Origin of the sequence: Lysinibacillus sp. BS3 (genome assembly GCF_039614735.1) — a bacterium.
Classification (GTDB): domain Bacteria; phylum Bacillota; class Bacilli; order Bacillales_A; family Planococcaceae; genus Lysinibacillus; species Lysinibacillus capsici.
Window position 1 is genome coordinate 294,736 of the sequence record NZ_CP154860.1, and the last position, 26,782, is coordinate 321,517.

Below are 26,782 nucleotides of genomic sequence, written 5' to 3' on the forward strand. Positions count from 1 at the left end.
CTTTAATGCTCTTAAGAAGTTAATCAGTATCATCTGGTATAATAGAAAATAGATTTTTTTAGAACGGAGTAAATGATATGAATGGAGCGCAAAAAGCATTTTTTGAAGAAAAGGAGCGTTCACTTGGCGTTTATCTAAATGATGTGCAAAAGCAGGCCGTATTGCAAACGAATGGACCGCTGCTACTATTGGCATCTCCTGGTTCAGGAAAAACGACGACGATTATTATGCGTATTGGCTATATGATCGAGGCGCTTGGTGTCAAGCCTGCTCGCATAAAGGCTGTTACGTTTAGTAAGGCATCAGCAAATGATATGAAGGCACGTTTTGCAAAGTTTTTTCCGCATTTGCCACCAGTTGATTTTTCGACGATTCATAGTTTAGCATTTCAAGTTGTGCGGCAGACACTTGAACGTCAGGGCATTTCGTACGGGGTTATCGAAGAAGCGGACGGGCCTGGTGTAATGTCAAAAAAACGAGTGCTTCGTGAGATTTTTGAACAATTAAATGGCTCCAAAATTACGGAAGATCAGTTAGACGAGCTACTGACGTACATAACGTTCATCAAAAATAAAATGCTGCCAGAACAGGAATGGGCAATTGCAGAAGTAAAGGTGCCAAGAAAAGTCGAGATTTTACAGCATTATGAGGAATATAAGCGCACAGCTAGTGACCGATTGCTCATTGATTTTGACGATATGCTGTTAATGGCGAATGATATTTTTACGAAAAATCGAGAGGTGTTGGCGCAATATCAGCGTCGATACGATTTTTATTTAACGGATGAAAGTCAGGATACATCGCCTGTTCAACATGCGATCATCGAGAAGCTTGTCGCTGTCCATCAAAATTTATGCGTCGTTGCCGATGAGGATCAGGCCATTTATAGCTGGCGCGGTGCAGAGCCAGATTATTTGTTGAATTTCCAAAAGATTTATCCAGAGGCACGTGTTTTACTAATGACACAAAATTATCGTTCATCTGCCTCGATTGTAGAGCCAGCCAATCTTTTCATTCAGCGAAATAAAAAACGATATAACAAACAAATGTTTACGCAAAATCCTGCAGCAGAGCCAATCTCGTTTAAAATCCTAGAGAATTACAGCTTACAGGCCAAATATGTAGTGAATCAGTTAAAAAGCTTGTCTAAGCGTGGCTCAACGGCTGTTTTATATCGAAATAATACGTCAGCCATTCCTCTTATGGACGCATTAGACAGAGCGGGCTTGCCTTTCTATATGAAAGATTCCACCATTCGCTTTTTTACGCATTGGGTTGTGGAGGATATAATGAACTTCATGCGTCTAGCGTACAATACAAAAAATATCTCGATATTTGAAAAAGTTTACAGAAAAATGAATGCTTATATTACACCAACGCAATTAAAGGCACTGCAGAAAGTACCGGAGGATGGCTGTGTATTCTCACTATTACTAGAGCATGTGGAATTAAAGGATTATCAGCCTGTATATATTAAGCGAATTCGCAAAACGTATGATAGCATTCAATTTGATCAAACAACACCAACAGCCATGCTAGAGCATATCCGTTATGACTTTGGTTATGAGCGTGTCTTAAAGAAAATGAGCGAGGACCTCGGTTTTAATTATGAAAATTTACTAGATATTGTGGATGTACTTGGACTAATTGCTCGCCATACGTCGACGATGACTGAATTTGCGGGTCGTTTAAAGTACCTTGAAAATTTAGCACGTACATCTCATCTGAAAAATGAAATGAATGCCATTACATTAACAACCTTACACAGTTCAAAGGGCTTGGAATTTGACCGTGTGTATTTGATTGACTTAATTGATGGGATTTTACCTACTGAGACGGAAGAAGCAATAGAGGAAGAAACAAGACTCTTTTATGTCGGTATCACACGTGCAATTCGCCATTTGGAATTAATTTCGTACAGCAAGCGCTTTAAAGCAAGTGTGGTGCCATCAATATTTATGAAGGCGTTAAAGCAAATCGTTTCTCCTCAGGAATTACCAAAGAAAGCGTCGAAAAGTCCGAGGAAAGCATTAAAGCAATACCGTAATGACAGGACAATTACAACGGAGTCAGCGTTAATCGTTGGCTCAAAGGTGAAGCATGTGATGTTTGGAAAGGGAAAAATTTTGGAGGTCACAAGTAGCACGATCAAATTGTCATTTGATGCAGGGATAAAGCAGTTTATGACGGATACATGTTTACAGCAAGGCTATTTAGAAGCGGTGGAAGATTAATGCAGCGTATTCGAGATTTTTTCGAATACGCTTTTTATAGTGTGCAAAATAATAGCTAAACTTCTTATTTTCTCTTTCTATAGGATAAATATTCTATAAATCTCTTTGCTGCAAGTGACAGCGATTTTTGCTCTCTCATCGCAATTCCAATAGTTCGAAAAGCAGGGATCTCAAGCTCTTTCGCGATAATTTGGTAAGGAATGCGTTCTAAAATCAGTTCAGGTAATATACTGATTCCCAACCCGTTTTCCACCATTGACATAATGGCATAGTCGTCCCATGTTGTAAAAGAAATATGCGGCGAGATATTGTGTTTTTCAAAAATTTCGGAGATTTCAGCTTTTGCGCCTTTTTCTAAAAGCATGAAGGGACTGGTCAATAGTTCACTTATAGGAAATTTATCGCAATCAGCAAGAGGATGATCCTGATGAATGACTACCAACAAACGATCTTGTTCTACAAAGATTGTTTCCATTTTAGCTTTTGTTGGTAGTCGCAAAAATCCAAAATCGACCCTACCTTCGATAATCCAGCTTTCGATTTCGGTGTAATCTCCTAAGAGTAACTCGAAATCAATCCCTGGATAATCCTGCTTAAAGAATTTGATCATATAAGGTAGCCAATGTGTTGCTACACTAGAAAATGTACCAATTCGGATGATTCCTGATTGGATATCATGTAAGTCTTCGATCTGCATCATTAACATTTCATGCTCATTACATATACGCAGTAATTGGGGCAGTAACTTTAAGCCATCGGATGTTAAACTGATTCCGGCACGACCTCGTTCAAAAAGGGAAATTCCCCATTCTATTTCTAAATCGTTGATCATACGGCTGATACCAGACTGTGTATAGTTTAATGCATCGGCAGCTCTTGTAAAGCTCCCATATTCTACTGCTTTGACAAAGGCCATATATTTTTGGATATTCATAACGCTATCCCCCTTGCATGCTATTTTGTTATGTATAGCATGACAAACATTCAATTTTGTAATACATATAAGTATGCTATGCTATTCCCATTACAAAAGCAAGTTGAAAGGGAGTGGAAGGAAAGGACGGAAAAAACACCTAATAGTTCCTATTAAATTGCGGTAGGTTAGGGGAGTAGGCCATGAAATCTAAATTTCAATTTATCGTATCAATGATTATTTTTGGCACAATCGGTTTAGTTGTGCGTTACATTGATTTAGCGGCTAGTGAAAGAGCTTTACTAAGTAGTTTACTAGGATGCTTATTTTTATTCTCCATCTTCTCCATAATGAAGAAAAAAATATCCTGGAATTTAGTGAAATCGAATGCTTTATTTTTGTTTCTCTCAGGCGTTGCATTGGGAGGAAACTGGATTTTTCTCTATCAATCCTACGACCACACATCACTTGCCAATGCCACACTAGGATATTACTTTGCACCAGTATTTGTAATGATTCTTTCACCTGTTGTACTTAGGGAACAATTATCCATAAAAAAAATAATATGCATTGTCATAGCAATTATCGGTATGATAATGATTGTAGGAGAAGGGGTGAGTGCAACGGAATCAGATGATTTCCTTGGACTTACCTTTGGATTGATGGCAGCTGCGTTTTATGCGGCATTGTTACTTTTAAACAAATTTATTAAAGAGATGGACAAGCTAGAGCTGACCATTATTCAACTTGGAACGACTGCATTATTACTGCTGCCGTATGTTTTTTTGACAGAAGGCTTGGGGATTTTTGAATTATCACGCGCATCTATTCCTTTTATTTTAATTTTAGGTATCGTTAATACAGGGATTGGATTTTGGTTGTTTTTCTCGGGAATGGAAAAATTGAAAGGGCAGAGTATTGCGATGCTAAGCTATGTCGATCCTTTTGTAGCAATATTGATTTCTGCAATGATATTGCAAGAGCAAATGACCCTAGTGCAAATTATCGGAGGGGTATTTTTATTAGGTTCTACATTTGTTAGCGAAATTCGATCCTTTAACTTTTCAAAACAACTCATGAAAAAACAAATAGAGTAACAATTTATCACGGGAGACTTAAATCGATACATGGTATTTAACATTTATAGGGTTGTTCAATTACTAAGACAACAATCAGCCAATTCAAGTTGGCTAATTGTTGTTTTTTAAACTCTTGATAAGATGCTTAAGCTTCTTGATGAGTTTCTCCAAAACGTTAACTGCTAGTTCAACTATGCCCTTAATGATTAGCTAAGAGAGTTTAAGAACTTCAATATATCTATACATACCCTTTAACATAACAGATTCATCTCTTATAATTCTGAGCCTTTGATCATTTTGTTTAAACAACTCCTCAAAACTTCTACCAATATCTGTTCCTAACATACTTATAAATGGCCTTACCAATTTTTTTGTTAGCGTTAGTTTTTGATTTTTAGGAGCAAATTTATCAAAGATAAGAATTCTACCATCCTTCTTTAAAACTCTTATCATCTCTTCAAAGCATTTATTTTCATTAGGAACCACAGAAAGTATTAAACTAGCTACAATATAGTCAAATGATTCATCTGCAAAAGACATTTTTTGAGCATCCATTTCTAAAAAATTGATAGAAGAGTGCTCGAATTTATGTTGAGCTTTCGCTAGCATATCAGGAGAATAATCAATGGCAGTTATATCATAATCAACATAGTTGATTAATTCTAAATCAGCCCCAGTACCAATTCCTACATAGAGGATTTTTTGTTTACGCTGAAAAGGCACTTCTTGAAAAATCCTCTTTCTAGTCTTTAAAAAAGTACCTGTATTAAAAAATTTATCGTAAAAGGAAGAGCCAATTTTATAGATAATTTTGTTCCACGTATTATTCAATGCTACATCCAGCCTTTCTACAGAGCGTATGAACTTCTAAAATCCTGTGTCCCCTCCGAAAATAGGAGTGACCCACGCAATAATCTTTGTCATCATGTCAAAATATAATAAAATCCCATTAAAATCAATAATCATAAATGGATTTTTTGGAAGAAACGTAATTTGAGACAGCTTAAGAAAGGAAATTGAAAAAACCAGTACATTAATAAGTATGTATAATAAGCCTTTATCAGGGTTTGTTAGCCCTAAAGCCATTATTACAAGTGTCCAGCCAGTTGCGAAACCTGTCCCAAATTTAATCTAATATTCCTTTTCAGACAGTAAAAAATCTAACTTGAGGATGCCTACGTTTATTAGCTGAAGAGAGACCCATATTTTTTAAAATTTTGACAGACATATTAGGTAGTGCTAGTATGTTTGACACACATATTAGTGATATCGAATATGATCATATCAAAACATATTAGCTAAGTCTAATATGAATTGGAGGAGATTTTGTGACAGAAAAAAATATTGACTTAAAAATTAAACTAATTCATGGATTTTCAAACAAGGTAAGACTTCAAATTTTAGAGTGTATCAAAGAGAAAGAGAAGACAGTATCTCAAATCGTCGAGGAATTAAAGGGGAATCAGTCTAATATCTCTCAACACTTAGCCTGTTTAAAAGGGTGTGGCATTATTGTTGGTCGTAATGAAGGAAAATATTGCTACTATAGTTTGAGAAATGAGCGTATTCGCGAACTTCTTGAAATGTTTGATACGGTTTTAGAAGATGTTCATTCTGATGTTGCGTGCTGTGCAAACCACGTAGATTAAAGATATATATAAATAAAAGCAGATTCCATAATATATAGGGAAGGATGCAGGAGATTTAAAATTATGAGGAAATAGGTGTTCCTTAACTATATGAATGAGCTAGTACAGAAAAAATCAAAGATAGAGGAACATCTTTACCAATAGGGTTAGTGGTCGTAAAGGTTTAATTAAGGTTAGTCCAAAGTAGAAAACTACCTGATCTGAATAGAAATTATAAAAGGGTTACTGAGATAATGTAACCCTTATTGAGGGAGGTCGTGACGGTCAACCAACGCCACCACCGTATAAGTGCGTGCGATACACTCAATATAAATTTGTGCAAATAAAGGCTAATTATACATAAAAAAAAGCAGCGTCGTCACACGCTACAGTAATTTAATGAACATGTTAGGTGATTCATAAAAGAGTTTAACAAAGATTATGAATGGAACCATGCTATAAAGATACAGAAGATAACTTGGATCCAAAAGGTTGTGAAGATTATTTTTTCGTCAAACTCATATTCTGACACTTGTATGCTTTTGCTGAATTTTAGTAATCTTTTATTTTTACTTAATATGTGAGCTAATAATAATAAGTGTTATACCCGTAAATAAGCAAACGATTCTTGTCACAGGTATTTTATCTGCTAGTCCAAATAATGCAATTGCTGTCGTTACGATTAATACTGTTGGACCAACCAAAGCAAGCATTGTATTAATATAAAATGCTTTTTCTAGATTATTTAACTTTAGCATCAACAATCCAGCACTTACTTCAATACTCCCAGACAATACACGTAAAATAACCATAGCAAGAACCGACTTTTCAATAATTGTCATCATCCTATCTTTATAGAAAATTTAATATAATTCCATCATGAATAGAATAATAGATTTTTGTTTTAATGAAATATTAAAATCAATATATGTATGATTCGTATCTAATATTCTTGTTAGATTATGCTTTAATCCTTAGACTAGGAATATAATTAAAGATTTTTCCAATGTTTAGAATTAGCATAATAAATGAGCTGTGTTTCTAAAGTTGAAACACGGCTCATTTTTTATTTTTAATCCCTATTTAGATTAATGAAAAATTAGAAAGCTATCAAAAAAATTCTAATTCTTATATCACGCTGCATATGCATATATTCTCCATATTTATAGTCTATACTTTATTTTCAAATGGACTATAGAAAGGTTGAGTGAGCGTATTTGTTAGAGCATTTAAATTTACTTCTTGCATTTGGTGCTGGATTATTATCATTTGTATCACCTTGTTCATTACCATTGTATCCAGCTTTTCTATCTTATGTAACAGGAATATCCTTTAATGAACTAAAAGAAGAAAAAGGGATTTTGAGGCGAAAATCTCTGATACATACCCTGCTTTTTTTACTTGGTTTTTCTATTATTTTTATGGCACTAGGTTTTTCAACTTCTTTTATCGGACAGATTTTTATTCAGTATAAAGAGTTCCTAAGACAAATTGGAGCAATTATCATGGTCTTTTTTGGATTAGTTATTCTAGGTTTTTTTAAAATCGATATTTTACAATCTGAAAAAAAGATTCATTTTAAAAAAAGGCCCAAAGGATATTTTGGTTCGGTACTTATTGGTATGGGTTTTGCAGCTGGATGGACACCTTGTACTGGACCAATTCTTGCAGGAGTAATAGCTTTAGGCGTGTCTGATCCTGGGAAGGGCATGTTGTACATGCTATTTTATGTGCTAGGTTTCTCTATACCTTTCCTAATAATGTCTTTATTTATCGGAAAAATGAAGTTTCTTCAAAGAAAAAATGGACTGTTTATGAAAATAGGTGGTGCAATAATGATTGTGATGGGGGTTTTATTATACTTTGATATGATGACTAAAATTATTGCGTTTTTAACACCGATTTTTGGAGGATTTACTGGTTTCTAGTTTTACATATATAAGAAAGGAAGGAGCCTAACTTCATTATGGATAAAAAAAAGAGAAGATTTCTTATGCGTTCAATTATATTAATTATATTATTTGGGGCAATATTCTTCACAGTCTATTCAACTTTAACGCAAGATAAAAATGAAGTATTAAAAATAGGGGACGATGCTCCAAATTTTACTCTAGTTGATATGCATGGTGAGAAACATAATTTGGAAGAATACAAAGGACAAGGCGTCTTTTTAAACTTTTGGGGTACTTGGTGCAAACCTTGCGAAAGAGAATTTCCAATTATAGATAGATATTATAATGATTATAAAGAAAAGGGTATACAGGTATTAGCTATAAATATAGCAGAATCCGACTTCGTGGTTCAAAATTATATTGACCGAAAAGGTCTAACTTTTCCGGTTTTAATAGATAAAAATAAAAGTGTAATGGAAGCATATAATATCAATCCATTACCAACGACTATGCTTATTAATTCTGAGGGGAAAATAGAAAAAATAATCACTGGAGAAATGAAAGAACAAGATATAAAGAATTATATGGAACTAATTCTACCAGACTAAATAATGATTCTTAATCTCACTAAAGTCAATTTTGGGTAATTCAAAAATTGTTACATTGCATGTGCAGCGAAGACAAAATGAAGGAGATGAAAGAGGAATTAATTCTGCAGAGGAAACAACTGTGTATATGGTTGACTACACTTCTACTCCTGGTGTAAAAGTAACAATTCATAAATGGCTAACGGAAAGTGATGATCTACTCCGTAAAAATTAAATACTCAGAGATGTTCGACGAGTCAAGTCAATTTTGACAAATGGAACATCTTTTTTTTATGAAGAAATTCTAAAAATCCATTTTAATTTTAATCCATAATTATTCGTTATATCCATTTTGAATCATGTAATAATAACGGGAGGAGGTATGGGGCATTAGAAAGTGGGGAATTATTTTCACTTTAGGATTATTAGCAGTTATTTTAGAGGGTTGTACAAATGAAAATACAAACTTGAATACCATAACAGTGTTAACCGTTGAATTTTTTAGTGGAGATCCACTTAATGATCTATATGTGGTGTTACTTAATGAAGAAGGGAAAGAAATAGATTCAACAATTAGTTTGAATAAAGGTGAGGCTCAATTTAATAATTTGCAACCGAATGAAACCTATACAGTAAAAGTAGGGAATCCAAACAATTTTACAACAGGAATGTATTTAACAGAGAAAAAATTTACGTATACGTCATCTACACAATCCATATTAGTGCAAACATATGCAGTAAATCATAATAAAGGATTTGGAGTTCCTGTAATTCTACAAAATCCTGAATTACCAAATGGGTGTGAAATAACTACTCTTACAGCAGTACTTAATTACTATGGTGCAGAAACATCTAAATTAGAAATGGATCAAAATTATTTACCTAAACAATCGTTTGAATACAAAATGAAAAAAAAGTATGGGCCAAATCCTAATCAAGCATATGGCGGCGAGCCAAGCAATCTAGAAACGGGTACATATGTTTTTGCAGAACCAATTGTCAAAGCAGCTAATAATTTTATCACCGAGAGAAAGTTAGATTTACATGCAAAAAATAGTAGTGGAAGTACAATAAAAGAAATAACAAATTATATTAGACAGGGAATACCAGTTATTATATGGGTAACATTGGACCTCTCACCACCAAAGGTTAAAGGGGGATGGATTATGGAAGAAGCAGGTGAGTACCATCAAATGTATCAAAATTTACATACAATGGTACTATTATCTGTGGGAAATACGACTGTGGAAGTAATGGATCCACGTAAGGGATTGATAACATTGGATAAGGGAGCATTTTTTAATAGCTATGAAGCATTAGGCGAACAGGCAGTTGTTGTTTATTAACAATAGTTCATTATATGCAAGTAATAGGTTAAAAAAGATAGCGTTTAATCATGGAAGAAAAATTACTTCAATTACTTGAACAATCTGGATTATTTGCAATTTTGGTTAGTTTAATGATAAATACTTTGGTTAGTATTATAGGTATACTACCAAGTGTTTTTGTTACAGCTACTAACCTTGTGTTTTTTGGCGTATTCAACGGTTTGTTGATTTCTATTATCGGTGAATCACTTGGTGCAGTTATTAGCTTTATTTTATATAGAAAAGGAATCAATAAATGGAAAAGACCGTTCGTATTACACCCTAAACTTTTAAAATTAAAGGAGTTGGAAGGGTCTGATGCATTTTGGATAATTGTCAGTTTAAGGATTTTACCTTTTATGTCATCAGGTCTTGTGACTTTTACTAGTGCATTTTCTAAGGTGTCTTTAGGCACATTTGCGCTTGCTAGTACGATTGGAAAAATACCAGCCTTAATCTTTGAAGCAGGAGCCGTATATGGTTTTATGCAAGTAAATTTAATAGGGAAAATTGTAATAAGTATCTTATTAATGTCAATTATCATTTTGATTTGGAAAGTTAAGAAGTAAAAAAGTCATATCAAAGTTTTCTTAGATAGAGTGGTTAATACTTGTCTTATTTAATTACAAATCCATAATTTCTCCATACTTCTTTGTTATAGTGCCTATGTAAAGAATAAAAGGAGGAAACATAATGAAATCTAAACTTTTGATTGCTTCATTATTGGTAGGCGCTATTATAATGGGGGGATGTAGTGCGGGTAATTCGGAATCTAATAATAATTCAAATATGGACCATTCTACTATGTCTAGTATGGACCATTCCAATATGAGTGATGAAGAAATGAAAAACATGGAGGGTATGGATAATAAAGATAATAGCATGGAAAATGGTCATGCGAGTCATAACAATCCATTAGCATTAAATAATTCAACTGGGGAAAATGAGCTTGCGCTTCCACCTATTATTGAACCTAAAAATGGAATTGTTGATATTACTGCTCAACAAGGAACGACAGAAATCCTTAAGGGAACTAAAACAGAGACATATGGATATAATGGTTCTTTTTTAGGGCCAGTCATTCGTATTCATAAAGATCAAACGGTAACGTTTAGAACTAAAAATGCTTTATCTGAACCAACAACATTTCACTGGCATGGATTAGAAATTCCCGGAAATGGTGATGGCGGTCCACATCAAGTCTTAGAGCCAGGTGTAACAGAAGATGTGAATTTTACAGTTAATCAAGGAGCATCTACGCTGTGGTTCCATCCACATCCAGAAGGTGCTACAGCAGAGCAAGTATATAAAGGTTTAGCTGGCTTAATTTATATTGATGATGAAAATTCGCAAAAAATCAATTTACCGAATGAGTATGGTGTGAATGATTTTCCGTTAGTATTCCAAGATAGACAATTTACTGAAGAAAAGCAATTAAATTATCAAGCAGTCCTTAATGAGGATGGTACAATAGGAGATACTTTGTTAATTAATGGTACTGTGAATCCTAAACTTACTGTCGGTAAAGAAAAAATAAGACTTCGATTATTAAACGGTTCTAATGCTCGTAATTATACGTTTAAATTGAATAATGGAGCTACATTCCAACAAATTGCTACTGATGGAGGTTTCTTAAATCAACCAACTGATATGAAAGAAATTACCTTAACACCAGGTGAGCGAGCAGAGGTAATAGTGGATTTTTCAAAGATGGATGACAAAACTGATATAGCATTAATAAATGAAGAAGGAATTACCCTTTTACCATTTAAAATTGAACAAAAAGCTGCAAGTACAAGTAACATTGCACAAAAATTAAATGATTTTGGTGTTACGGAAGAGGAAAAAACCTTACCAGTTACAAAGAAACTTGAACTTTTTGGTATGGGCACAATGGTTTCAATCAATGGTTCACAGTTTGATATGAATCGCATTGATTTCACTCAAAAACAGGGAGATACTGAAATTTGGGAAATTTATAATAAACCTGATATGATGGGTGGCATGACACATCCTTTCCACATACATGGCACTCAATTTAAAATCGTGTCGATTGATGGGAAAGAACCTCCTTTAAATTTAAAAGGGTGGAAGGATACGGTTTCAGTTGAAGCTGGTCAAACAGTTAAATTAGCAGTGAAGTTCAATAATAAGGGCATTTACATGTTCCATTGCCATGTCCTTGAACATGAAGAAAATGGGATGATGGGTCAAGTTGAAGTAAAATAAAATAGTTTAAAAACCTCCATATATTTGGAGGTTTTTTAGATGTCATTCAAGAGTGGATTTTAAACGACTTAAAACACCAGATAAAGCCATTTCGAGCCATTTAAATGCTTTCTGTTGCTTTAAAGACTTCTAGGATACGACCTTTTTGTAACTTAACAATTAAATAAGCTACCATTAGTCTGAAAACTAATAGTAGCTAATTGTACAACTTCAAGCATCTGTCATATTTTTATTCTTTAATCAATTGCTTAAGCTGATTGTATTTTTCAACCATTTCATTTAGATTCTGAGTTCGAGTATCCTTTTCTCTTAGAGTAAGATAATCATGTGCACTTACAACTACTTCATTAATGAATTCATTTTCTTCACAAACTCCTTTTAACCGACTTTTCATACTATTTTTTGAAGAAAAAACCACTAAATTATTTCGTTTATTTATAATTTTTTCTAAGGTCCATTCAATGTTATTCTTAGATAAATTAGTTTCTGATATTAGGATTAAAAAGAGTTTTTCCAGTTGATCCTGTCCAATAAAGTGGGTGGTGATTTTGTAAAACATGTACCATACTACTTCTTTGTAAAAGGACCGTATTTCCATTCCCAATGCTTACAGTAGCAGACTTAAATTTGCAGTTGCAGTTTCAATTTCTGCTGCAGTAGCAGGTTTATTAAGCATACCGATAATTTTATATTTTATTACTTAACATTATGATTATCTTGGGAGCGAGGTATTTTATCGGTGAGTGTATACAAACCATGTAATGCTGGCTGTTAATAATGCTGACGAAATCAACGCTGTAAGAATACTATATGTTTGCCAAATAAGTATCGTTGACCAATCGATAGCATAGCACAGTATACCAAGGACAATCGTAGCCATCAGGAAAATAACTGTTATGATTATCCTCTTTTTTGTCATTGGCTGTCTCTTATTCATTTTCTTTTTTCGTAATCCTAAGAGAAATAGCAGAACAGCCAATAGGCAAAGAATAATAGTGATAGACGACAAAATGATATCCAAAAGCTGTGTGCCACTTATTTCATATGACTGAGTTAGATTACCGTCTAATATATCTTTAACTTTTAGTACCAAGTTTATATTGGTATTTGCGCCGTTGCTCAGCAAGCAGACGGCTGTTCTGTCATTTAGCAGTATGGCTACTTCGGTTCGGAAATTTGGATTGCCCCCAGTATGTTCGATAATTGTTTGGTCGGCGTTTACCGACCAGCCTGCCGCATAATACATATCGTTGACAGCCGAGACAGACATATCACCCCTATGTGATTTTTCGATAACCGTGTGAAATATTTCGGGTATGTCCTGCACAATACCCATCTGTATGCCCATCCAACGTGCCATATCTTTTGTATTAGAAATGATGTAGCCTGCGGGTTTGTTCCCAGCATAATCCGGAGCTTTAAATGGAGTTGTCATAAAAAAGGAAGAACGGTAGCCTTGTGCCAACTGTCCAGTGGCTTGAGCATCTTCTTTATAAACATACGTCTGGTGAAGACCTAACGGCTGAAATACTTGTTCCTTCATAAAGTCTTCATAGCTTTGTTGCGACACAATCTCAATAACCAAACCCAATACGTCATAATTAACGGTTCCATAGTTATACTGTTCACCAGGATTGAACGCCAATTCAGCATCTACGAGCATTTCCACAGTCTTTTGCAACATATCCGGTGTATTGCCTTGTGGAATATTTTGAGTATGCCTAATATTTGTTAGACCACTGGTATGGTGAAGAAAGTTATTTAGTGTAAGGCTTTGCGTATCAACAGGTTTTCCTTGATACTTTAACGTAAACCAAGGTAAATATTTTTGCACAGGGTCCGTCATTGAGAGCAGCCCTTGCTCTTCCAACAGCATAATACCCATACCAGTAAAAGCTTTACTGACAGAAGCTAACTCATAGAGTGTATTTTCACTTGCAGTCAACCCCTTTTCACGGTCAGCATACCCTGATGAAAAGTAGAACACTTCATCATCGACAATTATTGAGATTGAAATTCCTGGAACACCTGATATTCGAGAGGCATCATCTAGCAACGCTTGTATTGCCGCAGATTTCGAATCTGACAGTGCATAACTTTGTGTTGTGGATCCTAAGAATAATATAAATATCATTAATACAACAACAATAATCTTTTTCATAAACACTCCTTTTTGAAAAATTATAAGAGAATAATATAAATAACATACTTTTACAACTATTAAACTAAATTATAACTTATCTTTCTATTCACCTTTATAATATTAAGTAAAATGTGAAGAGTTACCTTTAACGAACAGATACGTTAGTTCAATAAGTAAAACGATCTTCAACAAAAGGGTGCATTCTGTAATAAGGATCAGCGCTTGTTTGCATTAAAGGGCCAGATTGTGGAATAAAAGTTGTAAAACAAACAAGAAATCTATTACCATGAGGGAGGCTTTGCTGATAAGACTTTTAAATCTACTAGATGACGAGAACTCGAATAAGAGTCAGAAGCCTCATTCTTTTAAACGGACCAATATGCAAATTCCAAATATATTCTATTGGCATAAGAATGGTTACTCGTAATATATTCTACAATTGATGCAACATAAAAAACGTACATTTACCACGTTTTAAAATCTATTTCCGGTTTGTTGTATAAGAGGGATTTTTGAAACAGTGTAGAAAGTTAATATTAGGTGATAAATTGCATTTAACAGGAGATGGGATAGATATATGCAGACGATTTTTGTAGACTGGGGTGGAAATAATGTGAAGCTAACTTGGATGCCTCGAATGAAATTAACAGAATCTTTAATAGTGACGAGTGTTCATGCAGTGTGCTTAAGAGATGGGAAAGTGTTATTATCACAAATAAAAAATCGAGGGTTTAATTATCCAGGTGGACACGTAGAGATTGGGGAGAACGTAGAAGAAGCTATACTACGCGAAACATATGAAGAGGGGTATGTAAAGGGAACAATTAAATACATAGGTTCAATTGAAGTAAGCCATAAAGAAAATCTGTCCTTTGATTCAAGTGGAAAATACCCATTGATTGCTTATCAGGCATTTTTTAGAATGGATGTTACCGAATGCTTACCTTTTCTCCGAGAACATGAATCATCTGCTCGAATTTGGGTAGAACCCTCTGAAATACCATTTGTAATTAATGACCATAAACTTTCAAAATTAATCTTAGACGATGCGTTAACCTTTTGTTCTTCTTAAACTAACGTGTGCTTTAATTTAATAACAACGATCTTCAACAATCGGACTCTTTCCTGGAAAAAGGAAAGCTCATTTTTCAGTTTAAGGGCTATTTAATTGAATAACGTTTTTAAAGGAATTATGTTGAAAATTAGGTTAGTTGGAAAAGTAATGTACTTAACTAACTGGGAAGGTTAAAGTAATAAGGATTTAATGAATTTCTAAGCAAGAAGGGTTATCACTGTGTAGTCTGGAATAGTTAGTTTATAAGTTTCTTTTTAACTTAATTAACATTGCGATTGGAGTAAGCAACCCGTCCTAGATTAGAACGGGTTAGCTCAACTGAGATTATAAAATTAGCTATATTATCACTTTATATTACTTCATCTGGTGGTTGTGTCTTTCTCCAGCCATAAAACTGCATGACGTCTTTTGATCATATAAAACATTTCAATTCCCACCTTTCATGTTTTTTAATTAACAAGATTAATATTGACGAATACGAATATAATCGTCAATTTTTTTTCGGTTCTCTTCAAAGATTTTTTTCACATATTCATCATGAAGTGCTTTCTCAAGAGAGACCTTACGTTTGGTAATAGTTATCGTGAGCGCAAAAAAGTTTAATATCATTTATTATCACCTCCTTAAAGTGCCATGAAAAATGAAAAAAACCGTAGAGAGACTCCTCTACGGCGAAAAAAGGCACAAAAATACCGCAGGGGCACACTTCTCCCTGCGGTATGGGTATGCTTATTTACAAAAAAACCTTAAGCGATCCATTCCGATGCGGTCGAATGTGTGATTTTCATTTTTAATGAAGTTGTAGCTACCAATGACATCAATTTAACGATAACGATCATTTTATTCGACCTCCTTAAGAATTTTTTGTTTACTTTGTAAGTATATCTAAATTTAAGTTGTTTGTAAACATCTTTTACAAAGCTTTCCTAATTATTGAAGAGAGAGCAGTTATGGATGCTACGATACATGGGGGGAATCCAAATCCAGTAATTTCTACAGGGATATAATTACAAAATGAATAAGTATTAGCAGATCATAAAGTATGGTATCCCAACTATAAATACGAATACGAAAGAAAATTACAGTTTTGGGTGGTGGCCATTCTGTTATTGCTAGCACTTGCGGAATTACAGGTAGAGAATTCTGCAACAAAGCTAGTGTGGAATGCGTAAAAAGTCTGTAGAAAAAGCCTATAGGTCGAAGAAAAAGATGCTTTGGCCAGCACATGGCGCACTCGGTGTTTTCTTTCACGGGTTGGATATGCAATTTTTAAGAGAAGTGATTATGGATATTGGCAGGGATTAGCTGGTGCTGAAGAAGAGGGTGAGACTCCTACTAAACGAGAAGCATTTGAAGAAGCTGGCTTTACAAGAGATTATCATATTGCATTAGATTCTAGTTCTTCACTAGTAGTAGAAGATGTAGTTGGGAATTTCCTTTGGGGACAAGTCGTTTAAGTATTAAAAGAATTTTCATTTGGTGTTAAAGTTCCTACAAAAGATATATCATTATCCAAAGAGCATGTTTTGAAGAGGCAGTAACACTTTTGAAATAGTATAGCAATAAAACGGCGTTATGGGAGGTTATTAAATCTGATTAACACCAAACATATGAAAGAAAATATTTAAGCTAAAACGGGTGCTTTGCTTGAAGAACACGGAGTTGCATAGGCAGCTCATTTTTAGGAATACAGCTTCAATATTGCTTGCTGTTATTCAATTATTGGGCAAGTACTGTAATAGAATGCAGAAATTGTGGAGGAAAAAAATGAATAAAACGGAGAGGCAGCTTGCGATCACGCTTGAATTACAGCGAAGCAAAACATTGAGAGCAGAAGATTTAGCTTCTCAATTTGAGACAAGTGTACGTACGATATATAGGGATATTCAAACACTAAGTGAGGCTGGGGTTCCCATTTTAGGCGCCCCTGGTCAGGGTTATTCCTTAATGGAAGGATATTTTCTACCCCCGGTTAGGTTCACAGCAGAAGAGGCCGTCTCCCTGCTCATGGGAGCTGATTTTGTCGAGCAAAGGTTGGATACAGATTATGGTATTAATGCAAGGTCCGCTAAACGCAAAATCGAGGCTACTTTGTCGGAGTCAGTTCGTAATGAGTCAAGGCTTGTTCGGGAAACAATGCGACTGCTTCATATAGGTGAGCAGTCAACTGAAGAGCGGGTAAAAACATATCTTAATCAAGTTCGCGATGCAATTTTGAAACAGTGCAAAATCAGTTTTATGTATATTAAAAAAATGCCAGGAACAGATGGGAATCGGAAAAATAAACGTGTGGTCTCTCCATATGGATTAACACTTGTCCATGAAAATTGGGTTTTACTAGCATACTGTGATATGAGGCAAGAGATGCGCCATTTTCGCTTGTCCCGGATGTCCGAGCTTTCTGTGTTGGAAGATCAATTTCTTCTACCAAATGATTTTGACCTAAGTAGCTATCGGCCACCTGACAATCGAGATGAAAGAATAATAATGAGGGCAAACCCCGAAATTGCCGACAAAATCATTGAGGCAGTAAATTTTTATATTGAATCTATTGAGGAGCGGAAGGAGGATGTAATCTTTCAATTTCGTGTTCGGTATCCAGAGGAACTATTACAGCATTTACTTGGCTGGGGCGGAGATATCGAGGTGATTGAGCCGAAGTCTTTACGCTTCAAGATTCGGGAAGTAGCGAAAAAAATTTTAGAACACTACTGACATACACCTGTCAGTAGTGTTCTTTTATACTGTGACTATACCAAGATGAAAAGGAGCTGCTATGAAGGATGAAAAGTACAAAGGAAGTATTGAAGTCATTTGAACTTACAGTAGAAAGATATTTGGCAGAACTGACAAAACTCAATATGGATAAATTACATAGAAAGCTGAACGAAGAAGATTGGTCCATTGGACAGATGTATGTACATTTAATTCAATCAGCTTTCATGCATCTACTTAATGTCGAGCAATGTTTAGCTGGTAACGAATCGACATTGAACCCAACGAAGGAAAAAACTGAGCAGGGTAAGATTGTTTTTAAACTAGAACAATTTCCTGCTGTTCGTATTAAGGTCCCTGCTTCGCCAAACTATACTCCGCAACCACCAGAGAGCATGGAGCAATTGGTAGAAGGACTTCACAGTGTAGTGGAACGGATGAGGAATACGGAATCAGTTCTACTTCAAGTGCCTGTAAGTAACAAGATACTTCATCCGGCGTTCGGTGCTTTAAACGCCCAGGAATGGTTTATGTTGATTGAAATGCATTACAGACATCATTTTTTACAACTGGATCGGTTGAAAAGTTTAGCCTTTGAAGAGTAGGGGGGATGCATCATGTCGAATATAACAAGTCAGAGAAGCAGATATTGGATTGGCGTTGTATCCGCTTCTCATGTGAATTTAGCCATAGAAGGTGGTTTTGCACAGTTATGTCACGGTAAGGCAGCACCTTTGCGTAAAATGTCTCCAGGTGATTGGCTGATATACTATTCCCCTCGTACAGACATGTCCAAAGGGAAGCCAGTTCAAGCATTTACTGCTATTGGTCAGGTTACGGATAACGGTGCTTACAAACATCAAGTGTCGGAGTCGTTTGTGCCATTTCGCAGAGATATGCGTTATATTCCTTGTCGAGAAGTTAAGATTGCATTGTTGTTAAACCAGCTCACTTTTACGCGTGGAAATCGCAATTGGGGGTTACCATTCCGTCGAGGTCATTTTGAAATTGGAGCTGAAGATTTTATGACAATCGTTACTTCGATGTTAGATGGTGAGGAACAGGCATTATCCGAGATCCTTAAACACTGATTGTAAGTTGTGAACAGTTTCACTTAAACTTTAGAGTGCTTTAGTTAGATAACAATATTCAACAATTGGACGCTATTGTTGAATAGCGTTCTGTTCTTCTGAATTCACGAGACGAGGATTGTTAAGTAAATAAGAACAAATTAAAAGCGGTCCTCCACAGATTAGTTTGTGGAAGGCCGCCTTTATTATAAAAACAGTCACCATTTATAATTGTTCATCTTGGTTCACTTAACCATATAGATGTAAAATAAAAGATCTATTTAGCTTACGGAGCTTTGCGCAATGATTGCACGAATCAGAAATCAGAAAATTTATGACTTCACCATACAACAAGCATTCCACCAATCCATGCGAACTTGCAGCGGAATACAAGGTACTTGAGATTCATCATTCTCGATTGATTATTCATAGTTAGCGATATTAAGTAATTCAACTAAATCGCCTTTGACAAGTTCGTATTCTCTTGAGTTAATGTTAACCATACCATCTTTTGAAATTAATATATTAATTGGATTAGTAGTATCGTCGTTATTAGTGAAAACTATTTTGTAATAAGAGTTAGAGACATCCATACTTTTGAATAAAGTTCGTTTTGCTTCCCAATTATTCAAAATGCTGCGTACTTCGTTATATAATTCATCGTCTTTGTTTACGATAAATATATTTTTGTTATCTACACCACCGTTCATTTCCCAAACGGAAATGCTATCAACAACTTCTTCAAATTTATCAGTGTTTGTAATGAGTTCATCTCCAAAATTCTTTGTTCCATATTCTGAATAAAATAGAATACCAGTTATACAAAGGACAAGAATAATTGCGACAATTGCTAATTTAATTCGTTTACTTCGCATAATATAGCCCCTCCCAAGTTGTAAAAATATGTGTCTTCCGTTTTATTTTACAAAATTTTAACATAAAAGCAAAAAAAACTTATTTACATTTTAACAAAAATCAAGGGATTAGTTTTTAAAGTTGTCGCGTTTTTATCGACTTTTAATCTCTAAAGCTCAATGTTTACACAAAATATAAAAGCAAGATTTTTTCTTGTTCCACAATCGTGCCATATTGTTGAATAAGGGTTTTGGAGAAATTAGGAGGATTAATATTGAGAATAATCTAAAAAATTAGTTTATTATTAGTTCAAATTAAAGTGCTTGAGTCGTGGTGGTAATAATTGGTGTGTGATATGAGTAACAGAATATTGTTTGAAGGTTCTATAACCGGGCGCATTTCTGCAGAAAAAAATGCGTCTACGAAATAAAAAGGGCCATGTGTTTATGGATAAAGTATAAATTATAGGGGGTATTTTATGTTTGTAGTAAATGTAGAAGGGGCTATTCGTCGCAATGAGAAATGGCTTTTAATCCGTAGAAGTGAAAAGGAGGAGCATGCTGGTGGAGGTCTCTCATTAGTAGAGAGGTTCTTGCACATACGGAACTACCTTTATTTCTAAAAGAAAACATTAAACTTGCAGAGAAAATACTACAAGATAATATGCAGATGAAATATTAGTTATACATTTTCCATTATAGGGCGCCATTGTGGAGCAACAAAGTTGGAAAATGATCAGACTTTTTTATAAAAACCTAACTTAAAACTGCTAAAGAAAAATCCCTTTTGATCAATCTTTTTCAAAAAGGGATTCTTCTTATTTAACGTAAAATAAAGGTTTGTGAGGTGTTTTTGCTCAATCTTTATTCCAAATCTACAAAAATCTGTTGCAATTCAAAACATTAAATCATAATATAAGAATATAGTTATATATGGATTAATTCACCTTTCTTTAACGAGGTGATTTTATTTAAAATAATATATAAGCAAATAATTATATAAGGAGTGCAGATAAATGGAAAATACACTAATTGAAAAACAACTAAAAGCAGCTGCAGATTTAAACCGCATTAAATTACTTGCATGCATGAAGAATGGGGAGGTATGTGTATGTGATTTTGTAGATGTTCTCGGAATATCGCAACCAGCTGTTAGTCAACATCTTCGAAAATTAAAGGAGGCAGGCATTATTACAGAACGAAAAGTAGGGACTTGGAAACATTACCGTTTAGTAGAGGATCAAACTCCACTGATGAAGGGCATTTTAGAACAAATTCAACCTTTAAACGGGTGTAACTGTGGCACAGATTGTTGCCATGTAGGAGGAAATATAAATGAGTAATGATTCTTTAACCAAGCAGCTATCTTTTCTAGATCGTTACCTTACCTTATGGATATTTGTTGCTATGGGAATAGGTGTTTTATTAAGTTTGACAATGCCTAATATTGGAGAAGCATTAGAGGCCATGTCTATTGGCACAACATCCATACCGATTGCTACCGGGTTAATTGTCATGATGTACCCACCATTAGCGAAAGTAAAGTATGAAGAAATGTGGCGTGTGTTTAAGGATTGGAAAGTGCTTTTACTTTCTCTTTTTCAAAACTGGTTACTCGGACCGTTCTTAATGTTCTTTTTAGCCATCATTTTCCTGCACGATTATCCAGAGTATATGGCTGGACTGATTATGATTGGTTTAGCTCGTTGTATTGCAATGGTCATTGTATGGAACGATTTAGCACGTGGAGACCGTGAATATGTAGCTGGTTTAGTTGCGTTTAACTCCATCTTTCAAATCGTGACGTATTCAATTTTTGCTTACTTTTTCTTAAATGTATTACCTGGTTGGTTTGGTTTAGAGAATTTCCATGTATCCATTTCTATGTGGGAGATTACTAAGAGCGTACTTATATACTTAGGTATCCCGTTTGCTGCAGGGTTCCTCACACGTTGGATAGGGATTAAAACAAAAGGGAAACATTGGTATGAGGAAAAGTTCTTACCGAAGATTTCACCACTGACACTAATTGCACTGTTGTTCACGATTGTGATGATGTTTGCTTTAAAGGGTGAGCAATTAGTAGAACTGCCACTTGATGTAGTGCGAATTGCTATTCCATTATTTATTTACTTTGTGATTATGTTTGCTGTGTCATTCTTCTCTTCCCGTAAAGTTGGGGCATCTTATCCTGTCACAGCAGCTCTTTCTTTTACAGCTGCAAGTAACAATTTTGAGCTAGCGATTGCGGTTGCAGTGGGTGTGTTTGGCCTGCATAGTGGCGTGGCATTTGCTGCTGTTATTGGTCCACTTGTAGAAGTACCTGTTCTCATAGGACTTGTATGGGTTGCCCTACGTTGGCAGAAAAAATACTTTAAAACCATTAAATTATAAGGAGCAATTACTATGACAAATACACTTTATTTCCTATGTACAGGGAACTCATGCCGTAGTCAGATGGCTGAAGGATGGGCAAAGAAATTACTACCTACCAATTGGACAGTTAAAAGTGCGGGTATTGAAGCACATGGTGTAAATCCGAAGGCCATTAAAGCGATGGCTGAGGTAGGGGTTGATATTTCAAATCATACATCCGATTTAATTGATTTAGAGACACTAAACAACGCCACGTTAGTTGTTACTTTATGTGGGGATGCAGCTGATAAATGTCCAATGACGCCTCCTCATGTTCGTCGTGAGCATTGGGGATTTGAAGATCCAGCGAAAGCGACAGGTACTGATGAAGAGAAGTGGGCTGTATTCCAAAATGTTCGTGATGCAATTGGTAAACGCATTGAACAATTTGTAGCTGAGGAGCTGAAATAAATTGAAAAAAATTCATATCTATGAGCCAGCAATGTGCTGTTCTACAGGCTTATGTGGACCCTCTATAGACCCAGAATTATTGCGTATGTCATTTATTATGAATAATTTAAAGAAAACAAACATAGAAGCTGAGAGATTTAATCTTACAAACGAGCCAAATGCTTTTGTAGAAAATGAAGCAATTAATCAACTATTAATGTCAGAAGGAATGGATGCCTTGCCTGCAACGTTTGTGGATGGAGAATTACTTTGCAAAGGGATCTATCCTACAAATGAACAATTTTCACAGTGGTCAGGACTTTCAGAAGACGAATTACTACAAAAGCCAAAAGTACGCTTGTCACTAAAAGGAGAAGCCTAAGATGGAACGTTTTACAAGAAGTCATTTCCCTGACACCCCATTCCTGTTTTTCACGGGGAAAGGGGGCGTTGGGAAAACATCGGTTGCTTGTAGCCTATCAATAGCCATTGCAAATGAAGGGAAAAAGGTACTTTTAATTAGTACAGACCCCGCATCCAACTTACAAGATATTTTTGGCCAAACGTTTTCTAATAGTCCAACAAAAATTGAAGGCATAGATAATTTATTTGCGATAAATTTGAATCCTGAACAGGCGGCACAGCATTACAAAGAACAAATGGTTGGTCCGTATCGTGGAAAGCTACCTGAAGTGGTATTACAAAATATGGAAGAGCAACTTTCTGGTGCTTGCACAGTAGAAATTGCTGCTTTTAATGAATTTGCAACATTATTGACTGATACTTCAGTCATAGGGAATTTTGACACTGTCGTGTTTGATACAGCGCCAACAGGGCATACGTTACGATTATTACAACTGCCTTCTGCATGGTCTACGTTTCTAGATGATAACACGACTGGTACCTCATGTTTAGGTCCTTTAAAAGGGCTAGAGCCACAACGTGAAATCTATAAAGAAGCAGTTGAACGTTTAAAGAATGCCAAACAAACGACGTTAATGTTAGTGACGCGTCCTGAAGAAAACCCTTTAAAAGAAACTGCACGTGCTTCTCACGAATTGTTTGAAATAGGCATTCAAAATCAGACTCTACTAATTAATGGATATATGAGCAATACCGATTCTACTGATGATATCGAAGAGGCTTTCATTGCGTGTCAAGCTAATGCATTAGCAAGAATTCCTGAAGAACTAAATCGATTTGAACATTTCTACTTACCATTTGTACCGTACTCATTATCAAGTATTGAGCGTATGCAAGCATGGATGACTGACCAAGAAGTTATACAAGAAGATGAATCAAATGAAGAAACTAAGATTCCAGAGATAGAAGAAATGATTGCAGATTATTTAGAACGTAAGCCGAAACTCATTTTTACGATGGGTAAAGGTGGGGTTGGCAAAACAACTGTGGCTTCTTATATTGCATTACGATTAGCAGAAGAGGGTACTCATGTACATTTAACTACAACCGATCCTGCCGCACACCTCGATTGGACATTTGGTGATGACAACGTTAAAAATTTAACAATCAGTCGTATTGATCCAAAAGTAGAAGTGGAAAACTATGAAGCAGAAGTGCTTGCAAAGGCAAGTGAAACGATGAATGAGGAAGGTTTAGCATTTGTGAAAGAGGATTTGGCTTCTCCTTGTACAGAGGAAATAGCTGTATTCCGAGCATTTGCTAACGTTGTAGAAAACCATCAAGATGAAGTCATTATTATTGATACCGCACCAACAGGGCATACGCTGCTGTTATTAGACGCAACAGAAGCTTATCATCGGGAAATAAGCCGTTCACAAGGGGATATTCCTCCGGCTGTTTCTAACCTGTTACCAAGGTTGCGTGATGCCTCTTATACGAGTGTTGCCATTGTAACTCTTCCTGAAGCAACACCTGTCTATGAAGCTTCGCGCTTACAAGAAGATTTACACCGTGCTGGATTAACTGTTGATTGGTGGGTTGTTAATCAGACATTTTCATCTATCTATACAACAAGTCCAACATTAATTCAAAAACAACAAGCAGAAACGAAATGGCTAAAAGAAGTTAAATCCATCAGTAATAATCAATTTGTGGCCATTCCATGGGTAAAAACGCCACTGGTTGGAGCACAAGGCTTACATGAATTAAAAGGAGAGAAAATCAAATGAAAATGAGTCCAGAAGGTAAAAATTATTTAGAACAGGTATTAGCTGATTCCGAGGTTAAAACACTTCGTTTCTTTGGTATTACAGGCTGCTGTGGGGTTAATTTAGGTGTAGGCTTAGAAGCACCAGCAGCAGAAGATGCGATTCAAACAATTGAAGGTATCGAAATCGCAATTCATCCTGATATTGCACCGCAATTAACAGATGTTACGATCCATGCAGAAGAAGAGAATGGTGAACTAGGTTTAGTATTAGTTGGATACTCTCCGACATCTTGCTAACCAGATACCTTAAATACTGTCTTAGCAAATATTCAATCTGTTGAATGGAGGATACGATAATGACAGTTAACCATGCTAGCGTATTAACTAAAAATTATTTTATCGCTTATTTAAAGTTAATTATGAATAGTAGAGAATACACATTGATACAGGCTAAAGAATTTGCTTTTGATTTCTTCTTTAAAGGAGATATGGAGCGTTACGGCCCTTCTACATGGTTGCAATTTGAAAAAGCTATAAAAGAAATTGATAAAATCATGTGTGAAATTGAAGTGTGTTCATAACTATTACAAAAGCTTAAATAAATTACGTCTAGCTAACTGCTAGACGTAAAAAAATATATTTTATATAAGAAAATGCTTATATAGAGAAAAGAGGAGAAATTTATATGAAAACACTAAAAGTAATCAACCAAAATCAATCTTGTTGTACTACAACTAAGGATATTGAAGTACAGGAGAGTGTTAATATCCCAAATAAGAATTTACCGATTGTCATAATTGGTGCAGGTCCTATAGGGTTAGCTACTGCAGCTCATCTAGTAGAGCAGAACCAGTCATTTATTTTACTTGAAGCTGGCAAAGAAATAGCACACAATATTCGTACTTGGGGGCATGTCACATTATTTTCTCCATGGCGTTATAACATCAATAAAGCTGCTAAATCATTATTAGAGGGGTCTGATTGGATAGAACCTAACTTAGAAACAATACCTACGGGGCATGAGTTAATTGATCTTTATTTAAAACCTTTGGCAGAGTTAAGACAAATAAAACCAAGTATCCGATTGAACTCAAAAGTAGTAGGTATTTCACGACAATTAAATGATAAAATGAAATCAAAAAATCGATTCAATCAGTCCTTTAATATATATGTTGAAAAAGAGGATGATATCGATATTATTGAGGCAAAAGCAGTTATTGATGCAACAGGAACATGGGGGAACCCAAACCCAGCAAATTCTACAGGTGTTTGGCTGAAAAATGAGAAAGCATTAGCAGATCACATTGAGTATGGTATTCCAGATATAAATACGAATCCTAAGAGATATGCAAATAAGAAGGTTGCTGTCATTGGTGGTGGTCATTCAGCGATCAATACCTTATTAGCTTTGGCTGAATTACAAAAAGATAATCCTTCAACAAAGCTTGTGTGGATTATGCGTAAAAGATCTGTAGAGGAGGCCTATGGCGGGGAGGAAAAAGATGCGTTGGCAGCACGTGGCGCATTGGGTATTCGCATCCATGAATTAGTAGATACAGGAAAAATTGAGGTAGTAACACCTTTCTATATTTCACAGGTGAAAAAAGAAGAAAATATCCATATTGTAGGTACTATTAATGGAGAACAAAAAGTACTTACAGAATTCGATGAACTTATTGTTAATGCAGGAAATCGACCTGATTTTACCATGAACAATGAACTGCGTTTATCTATCGATACAGCAACAGAAAGTGTGCAAGCATTAGCGCCACTAATTGATCCTAATGAGCATAGTTGTGGCACAGTAAGAGCGCATGGTGAAGAAATACTACGCCAACCTGAAACGGACTTCTATATAGTAGGAGCTAAAAGTTATGGACGCGCACCAACATTTTTAATGGCAACCGGCTACGAACAGGTTCGTTCTATAACAGCTTATTTATCAGGTGATGAAGAAGCATCGAAACGTGTGGAATTAGAATTACCAGAAACAGGCGTATGTAGTATTAATCTTGTCAATCAATCAAATACAGGTTGTTAATAATTTGACTGTTAGC

At 35.3% G+C, this 26,782-nt stretch carries 27 protein-coding genes and 3 pseudogenes; 23 read left to right on the top strand and 7 right to left on the bottom strand.

Annotated elements, in window-relative coordinates; translation table 11 throughout:
• The first annotated feature begins 77 nt into the window (after positions 1-77).
• A complete protein-coding gene (locus AAJG31_RS01535) occupies positions 78-2,234 on the top strand; it encodes an ATP-dependent helicase (protein WP_279495101.1) in 2,157 nt (718 codons plus the stop codon).
• Positions 2,235-2,298: 64 nt separating this feature from the next.
• Here the strand turns inward: AAJG31_RS01535 and AAJG31_RS01540 are convergent, their stop codons facing one another.
• On the bottom strand, positions 2,299-3,168 hold the full coding sequence (locus AAJG31_RS01540) for a LysR family transcriptional regulator (RefSeq protein WP_279495100.1): 870 nt from the start codon (positions 3,166-3,168) through the stop codon (positions 2,299-2,301).
• 182 nt (positions 3,169-3,350) lie between these two features.
• Between AAJG31_RS01540 and AAJG31_RS01545 the strand changes: the two genes are divergently transcribed.
• The gene (locus AAJG31_RS01545; protein ID WP_279495099.1) at positions 3,351-4,244 is read left to right on the top strand and encodes a DMT family transporter; all 894 of its coding nucleotides are present in this window, start codon (positions 3,351-3,353) and stop codon (positions 4,242-4,244) included.
• A gap of 192 nt (positions 4,245-4,436) precedes the next feature.
• On the opposite strand, the gene AAJG31_RS01550 is transcribed toward AAJG31_RS01545, so the two are convergent.
• Entirely contained in the window at positions 4,437-5,057 is a 621-nt protein-coding gene (locus AAJG31_RS01550; protein ID WP_048392989.1) for a class I SAM-dependent methyltransferase, read from the bottom strand.
• A 497-nt stretch (positions 5,058-5,554) separates the two neighbouring features.
• Here AAJG31_RS01550 and AAJG31_RS01555 point away from each other — a divergent pair, with 497 nt between their 5' ends.
• Positions 5,555-5,875 (top strand): metalloregulator ArsR/SmtB family transcription factor, encoded by a 321-nt coding sequence (locus tag AAJG31_RS01555; protein WP_048392987.1) that lies wholly within the window; start codon positions 5,555-5,557, stop codon positions 5,873-5,875.
• Positions 5,876-6,423: 548 nt separating this feature from the next.
• On the opposite strand, the gene AAJG31_RS01560 is transcribed toward AAJG31_RS01555, so the two are convergent.
• Positions 6,424-6,699, bottom strand: coding sequence for a YqhV family protein (locus AAJG31_RS01560; RefSeq protein ID WP_048395961.1), 276 nt, complete (start codon positions 6,697-6,699; stop codon positions 6,424-6,426).
• 372 nt (positions 6,700-7,071) lie between these two features.
• On the opposite strand from AAJG31_RS01560, the gene AAJG31_RS01565 reads away from it, so the two are divergent.
• The 6 genes and pseudogenes from AAJG31_RS01565 to AAJG31_RS01590 all read left to right on the top strand — a co-directional run bounded on the left by AAJG31_RS01565 (position 7,072) and on the right by AAJG31_RS01590 (position 11,929).
• Positions 7,072-7,782, top strand: a complete 711-nt coding sequence (locus AAJG31_RS01565) for a cytochrome c biogenesis protein CcdA (RefSeq protein WP_279495095.1) — start codon at positions 7,072-7,074, stop codon at positions 7,780-7,782.
• 38 nt (positions 7,783-7,820) lie between these two features.
• Positions 7,821-8,354, top strand: coding sequence for a thiol-disulfide oxidoreductase ResA (gene resA / locus AAJG31_RS01570; protein ID WP_279495093.1), 534 nt, complete (start codon positions 7,821-7,823; stop codon positions 8,352-8,354).
• Positions 8,355-8,433: 79 nt separating this feature from the next.
• Positions 8,434-8,568, top strand: a pseudogene (locus tag AAJG31_RS01575) (DUF1541 domain-containing protein); the annotation flags it as partial.
• A gap of 232 nt (positions 8,569-8,800) precedes the next feature.
• Positions 8,801-9,679: a C39 family peptidase gene (locus AAJG31_RS01580; protein WP_054550203.1), complete on the top strand. Its 879-nt coding sequence runs from the start codon at positions 8,801-8,803 to the stop codon at positions 9,677-9,679.
• Positions 9,680-9,729: 50 nt separating this feature from the next.
• A complete protein-coding gene (locus tag AAJG31_RS01585; RefSeq protein ID WP_115673635.1) occupies positions 9,730-10,269 on the top strand; it encodes a VTT domain-containing protein in 540 nt (179 codons plus the stop codon).
• A gap of 124 nt (positions 10,270-10,393) precedes the next feature.
• On the top strand, positions 10,394-11,929 hold the full coding sequence (locus AAJG31_RS01590) for a multicopper oxidase domain-containing protein (protein WP_279495091.1): 1,536 nt from the start codon (positions 10,394-10,396) through the stop codon (positions 11,927-11,929).
• Positions 11,930-12,158: 229 nt separating this feature from the next.
• On the opposite strand, the gene AAJG31_RS01595 is transcribed toward AAJG31_RS01590, so the two are convergent.
• Both AAJG31_RS01595 and AAJG31_RS01600 read right to left on the bottom strand, forming a co-directional pair.
• Positions 12,159-12,488: a hypothetical protein gene (locus AAJG31_RS01595; protein ID WP_103118173.1), complete on the bottom strand. Its 330-nt coding sequence runs from the start codon at positions 12,486-12,488 to the stop codon at positions 12,159-12,161.
• Positions 12,489-12,662: 174 nt separating this feature from the next.
• Positions 12,663-14,090: a serine hydrolase gene (locus AAJG31_RS01600; RefSeq protein ID WP_279495089.1), complete on the bottom strand. Its 1,428-nt coding sequence runs from the start codon at positions 14,088-14,090 to the stop codon at positions 12,663-12,665.
• 559 nt (positions 14,091-14,649) lie between these two features.
• Between AAJG31_RS01600 and AAJG31_RS01605 the strand changes: the two genes are divergently transcribed.
• Positions 14,650-15,144 (top strand): NUDIX domain-containing protein, encoded by a 495-nt coding sequence (locus AAJG31_RS01605; RefSeq protein ID WP_279495088.1) that lies wholly within the window; start codon positions 14,650-14,652, stop codon positions 15,142-15,144.
• 465 nt (positions 15,145-15,609) lie between these two features.
• Here the strand turns inward: AAJG31_RS01605 and AAJG31_RS01610 are convergent, their stop codons facing one another.
• The gene (locus AAJG31_RS01610) at positions 15,610-15,756 is read right to left on the bottom strand and encodes a YrzI family small protein (protein WP_081011020.1); all 147 of its coding nucleotides are present in this window, start codon (positions 15,754-15,756) and stop codon (positions 15,610-15,612) included.
• Positions 15,757-16,361: 605 nt separating this feature from the next.
• Between AAJG31_RS01610 and AAJG31_RS01615 the strand changes: the two are divergent.
• The 4 genes and pseudogenes from AAJG31_RS01615 (at position 16,362) to AAJG31_RS01630 (ending at position 18,953) form a co-directional block, all read left to right on the top strand.
• Positions 16,362-16,702, top strand: a pseudogene (locus AAJG31_RS01615) (NUDIX pyrophosphatase).
• Positions 16,703-16,914: 212 nt separating this feature from the next.
• Positions 16,915-17,862, top strand: a complete 948-nt coding sequence (locus AAJG31_RS01620; protein WP_279495086.1) for a YafY family protein — start codon at positions 16,915-16,917, stop codon at positions 17,860-17,862.
• Between the two features lie 68 nt (positions 17,863-17,930).
• A complete protein-coding gene (locus AAJG31_RS01625; RefSeq protein ID WP_279495084.1) occupies positions 17,931-18,467 on the top strand; it encodes a DinB family protein in 537 nt (178 codons plus the stop codon).
• Between the two features lie 12 nt (positions 18,468-18,479).
• Positions 18,480-18,953, top strand: a complete 474-nt coding sequence (locus AAJG31_RS01630) for an EVE domain-containing protein (protein WP_279495083.1) — start codon at positions 18,480-18,482, stop codon at positions 18,951-18,953.
• Positions 18,954-19,354: 401 nt separating this feature from the next.
• Here AAJG31_RS01630 and AAJG31_RS01635 read toward each other — a convergent pair whose 3' ends face one another.
• A complete protein-coding gene (locus AAJG31_RS01635) occupies positions 19,355-19,807 on the bottom strand; it encodes a hypothetical protein (protein ID WP_066036717.1) in 453 nt (150 codons plus the stop codon).
• 458 nt (positions 19,808-20,265) lie between these two features.
• On the opposite strand from AAJG31_RS01635, the pseudogene AAJG31_RS01640 reads away from it, so the two are divergent.
• From AAJG31_RS01640 to AAJG31_RS01680, 9 genes and pseudogenes are all read left to right on the top strand, one after another.
• Positions 20,266-20,370, top strand: a pseudogene (locus AAJG31_RS01640) (DNA mismatch repair protein MutT); the annotation flags it as partial.
• Positions 20,371-20,802: 432 nt separating this feature from the next.
• On the top strand, positions 20,803-21,129 hold the full coding sequence (locus AAJG31_RS01645; protein ID WP_066036718.1) for a metalloregulator ArsR/SmtB family transcription factor: 327 nt from the start codon (positions 20,803-20,805) through the stop codon (positions 21,127-21,129).
• Positions 21,122-22,180, top strand: coding sequence for an ACR3 family arsenite efflux transporter (gene arsB / locus AAJG31_RS01650; RefSeq protein ID WP_054550190.1), 1,059 nt, complete (start codon positions 21,122-21,124; stop codon positions 22,178-22,180). Before AAJG31_RS01645 ends, arsB begins: the two co-directional genes overlap by 8 nt.
• 12 nt (positions 22,181-22,192) lie before the next feature.
• Positions 22,193-22,612 (top strand): arsenate reductase (thioredoxin), encoded by a 420-nt coding sequence (gene arsC / locus AAJG31_RS01655; protein WP_279495081.1) that lies wholly within the window; start codon positions 22,193-22,195, stop codon positions 22,610-22,612.
• Between the two features lies 1 nt (position 22,613).
• Positions 22,614-22,973: an arsenite efflux transporter metallochaperone ArsD gene (arsD, locus tag AAJG31_RS01660; RefSeq protein WP_115673623.1), complete on the top strand. Its 360-nt coding sequence runs from the start codon at positions 22,614-22,616 to the stop codon at positions 22,971-22,973.
• A 1-nt stretch (position 22,974) separates the two neighbouring features.
• Positions 22,975-24,744, top strand: a complete 1,770-nt coding sequence (gene arsA / locus AAJG31_RS01665; protein ID WP_259950170.1) for an arsenical pump-driving ATPase — start codon at positions 22,975-22,977, stop codon at positions 24,742-24,744.
• Positions 24,741-25,022: a Fe-S cluster assembly protein HesB gene (locus tag AAJG31_RS01670; RefSeq protein WP_103118156.1), complete on the top strand. Its 282-nt coding sequence runs from the start codon at positions 24,741-24,743 to the stop codon at positions 25,020-25,022. The genes arsA and AAJG31_RS01670 overlap by 4 nt, the downstream gene beginning before the upstream one ends.
• A gap of 59 nt (positions 25,023-25,081) precedes the next feature.
• On the top strand, positions 25,082-25,306 hold the full coding sequence (locus AAJG31_RS01675; protein WP_054550188.1) for a hypothetical protein: 225 nt from the start codon (positions 25,082-25,084) through the stop codon (positions 25,304-25,306).
• Positions 25,307-25,410: 104 nt separating this feature from the next.
• Positions 25,411-26,766: an FAD-dependent oxidoreductase gene (locus AAJG31_RS01680; RefSeq protein ID WP_259950169.1), complete on the top strand. Its 1,356-nt coding sequence runs from the start codon at positions 25,411-25,413 to the stop codon at positions 26,764-26,766.
• Positions 26,767-26,782: the final 16 nt, after the last annotated feature.

Bases quoted from the DNA above. Each gene is read 5' to 3' on its own strand.
- AAJG31_RS01535 (WP_279495101.1), top strand. From the start codon at position 78: ATGAATGGAGCGCAAAAAGCATTTTTTGAAGAAAAGGAGCGTTCACTT.
- AAJG31_RS01540 (WP_279495100.1), bottom strand. From the start codon at position 3,168: ATGAATATCCAAAAATATATGGCCTTTGTCAAAGCAGTAGAATATGGG.
- AAJG31_RS01545 (WP_279495099.1), top strand. From the start codon at position 3,351: ATGAAATCTAAATTTCAATTTATCGTATCAATGATTATTTTTGGCACA.
- AAJG31_RS01560 (WP_048395961.1), bottom strand. From the start codon at position 6,699: ATGATGACAATTATTGAAAAGTCGGTTCTTGCTATGGTTATTTTACGT.
- resA (WP_279495093.1), top strand. From the start codon at position 7,821: ATGGATAAAAAAAAGAGAAGATTTCTTATGCGTTCAATTATATTAATT.
- AAJG31_RS01585 (WP_115673635.1), top strand. From the start codon at position 9,730: ATGGAAGAAAAATTACTTCAATTACTTGAACAATCTGGATTATTTGCA.
- AAJG31_RS01590 (WP_279495091.1), top strand. From the start codon at position 10,394: ATGAAATCTAAACTTTTGATTGCTTCATTATTGGTAGGCGCTATTATA.
- AAJG31_RS01595 (WP_103118173.1), bottom strand. From the start codon at position 12,488: ATGTTTTACAAAATCACCACCCACTTTATTGGACAGGATCAACTGGAA.
- AAJG31_RS01600 (WP_279495089.1), bottom strand. From the start codon at position 14,090: ATGAAAAAGATTATTGTTGTTGTATTAATGATATTTATATTATTCTTA.
- AAJG31_RS01605 (WP_279495088.1), top strand. From the start codon at position 14,650: ATGCAGACGATTTTTGTAGACTGGGGTGGAAATAATGTGAAGCTAACT.
- AAJG31_RS01610 (WP_081011020.1), bottom strand. From the start codon at position 15,756: ATGATATTAAACTTTTTTGCGCTCACGATAACTATTACCAAACGTAAG.
- AAJG31_RS01620 (WP_279495086.1), top strand. From the start codon at position 16,915: ATGAATAAAACGGAGAGGCAGCTTGCGATCACGCTTGAATTACAGCGA.
- AAJG31_RS01625 (WP_279495084.1), top strand. From the start codon at position 17,931: ATGAAAAGTACAAAGGAAGTATTGAAGTCATTTGAACTTACAGTAGAA.
- AAJG31_RS01630 (WP_279495083.1), top strand. From the start codon at position 18,480: ATGTCGAATATAACAAGTCAGAGAAGCAGATATTGGATTGGCGTTGTA.
- AAJG31_RS01635 (WP_066036717.1), bottom strand. From the start codon at position 19,807: ATGCGAAGTAAACGAATTAAATTAGCAATTGTCGCAATTATTCTTGTC.
- AAJG31_RS01645 (WP_066036718.1), top strand. From the start codon at position 20,803: ATGGAAAATACACTAATTGAAAAACAACTAAAAGCAGCTGCAGATTTA.
- arsB (WP_054550190.1), top strand. From the start codon at position 21,122: ATGAGTAATGATTCTTTAACCAAGCAGCTATCTTTTCTAGATCGTTAC.
- arsC (WP_279495081.1), top strand. From the start codon at position 22,193: ATGACAAATACACTTTATTTCCTATGTACAGGGAACTCATGCCGTAGT.
- arsA (WP_259950170.1), top strand. From the start codon at position 22,975: ATGGAACGTTTTACAAGAAGTCATTTCCCTGACACCCCATTCCTGTTT.
- AAJG31_RS01670 (WP_103118156.1), top strand. From the start codon at position 24,741: ATGAAAATGAGTCCAGAAGGTAAAAATTATTTAGAACAGGTATTAGCT.
- AAJG31_RS01675 (WP_054550188.1), top strand. From the start codon at position 25,082: ATGACAGTTAACCATGCTAGCGTATTAACTAAAAATTATTTTATCGCT.
- AAJG31_RS01680 (WP_259950169.1), top strand. From the start codon at position 25,411: ATGAAAACACTAAAAGTAATCAACCAAAATCAATCTTGTTGTACTACA.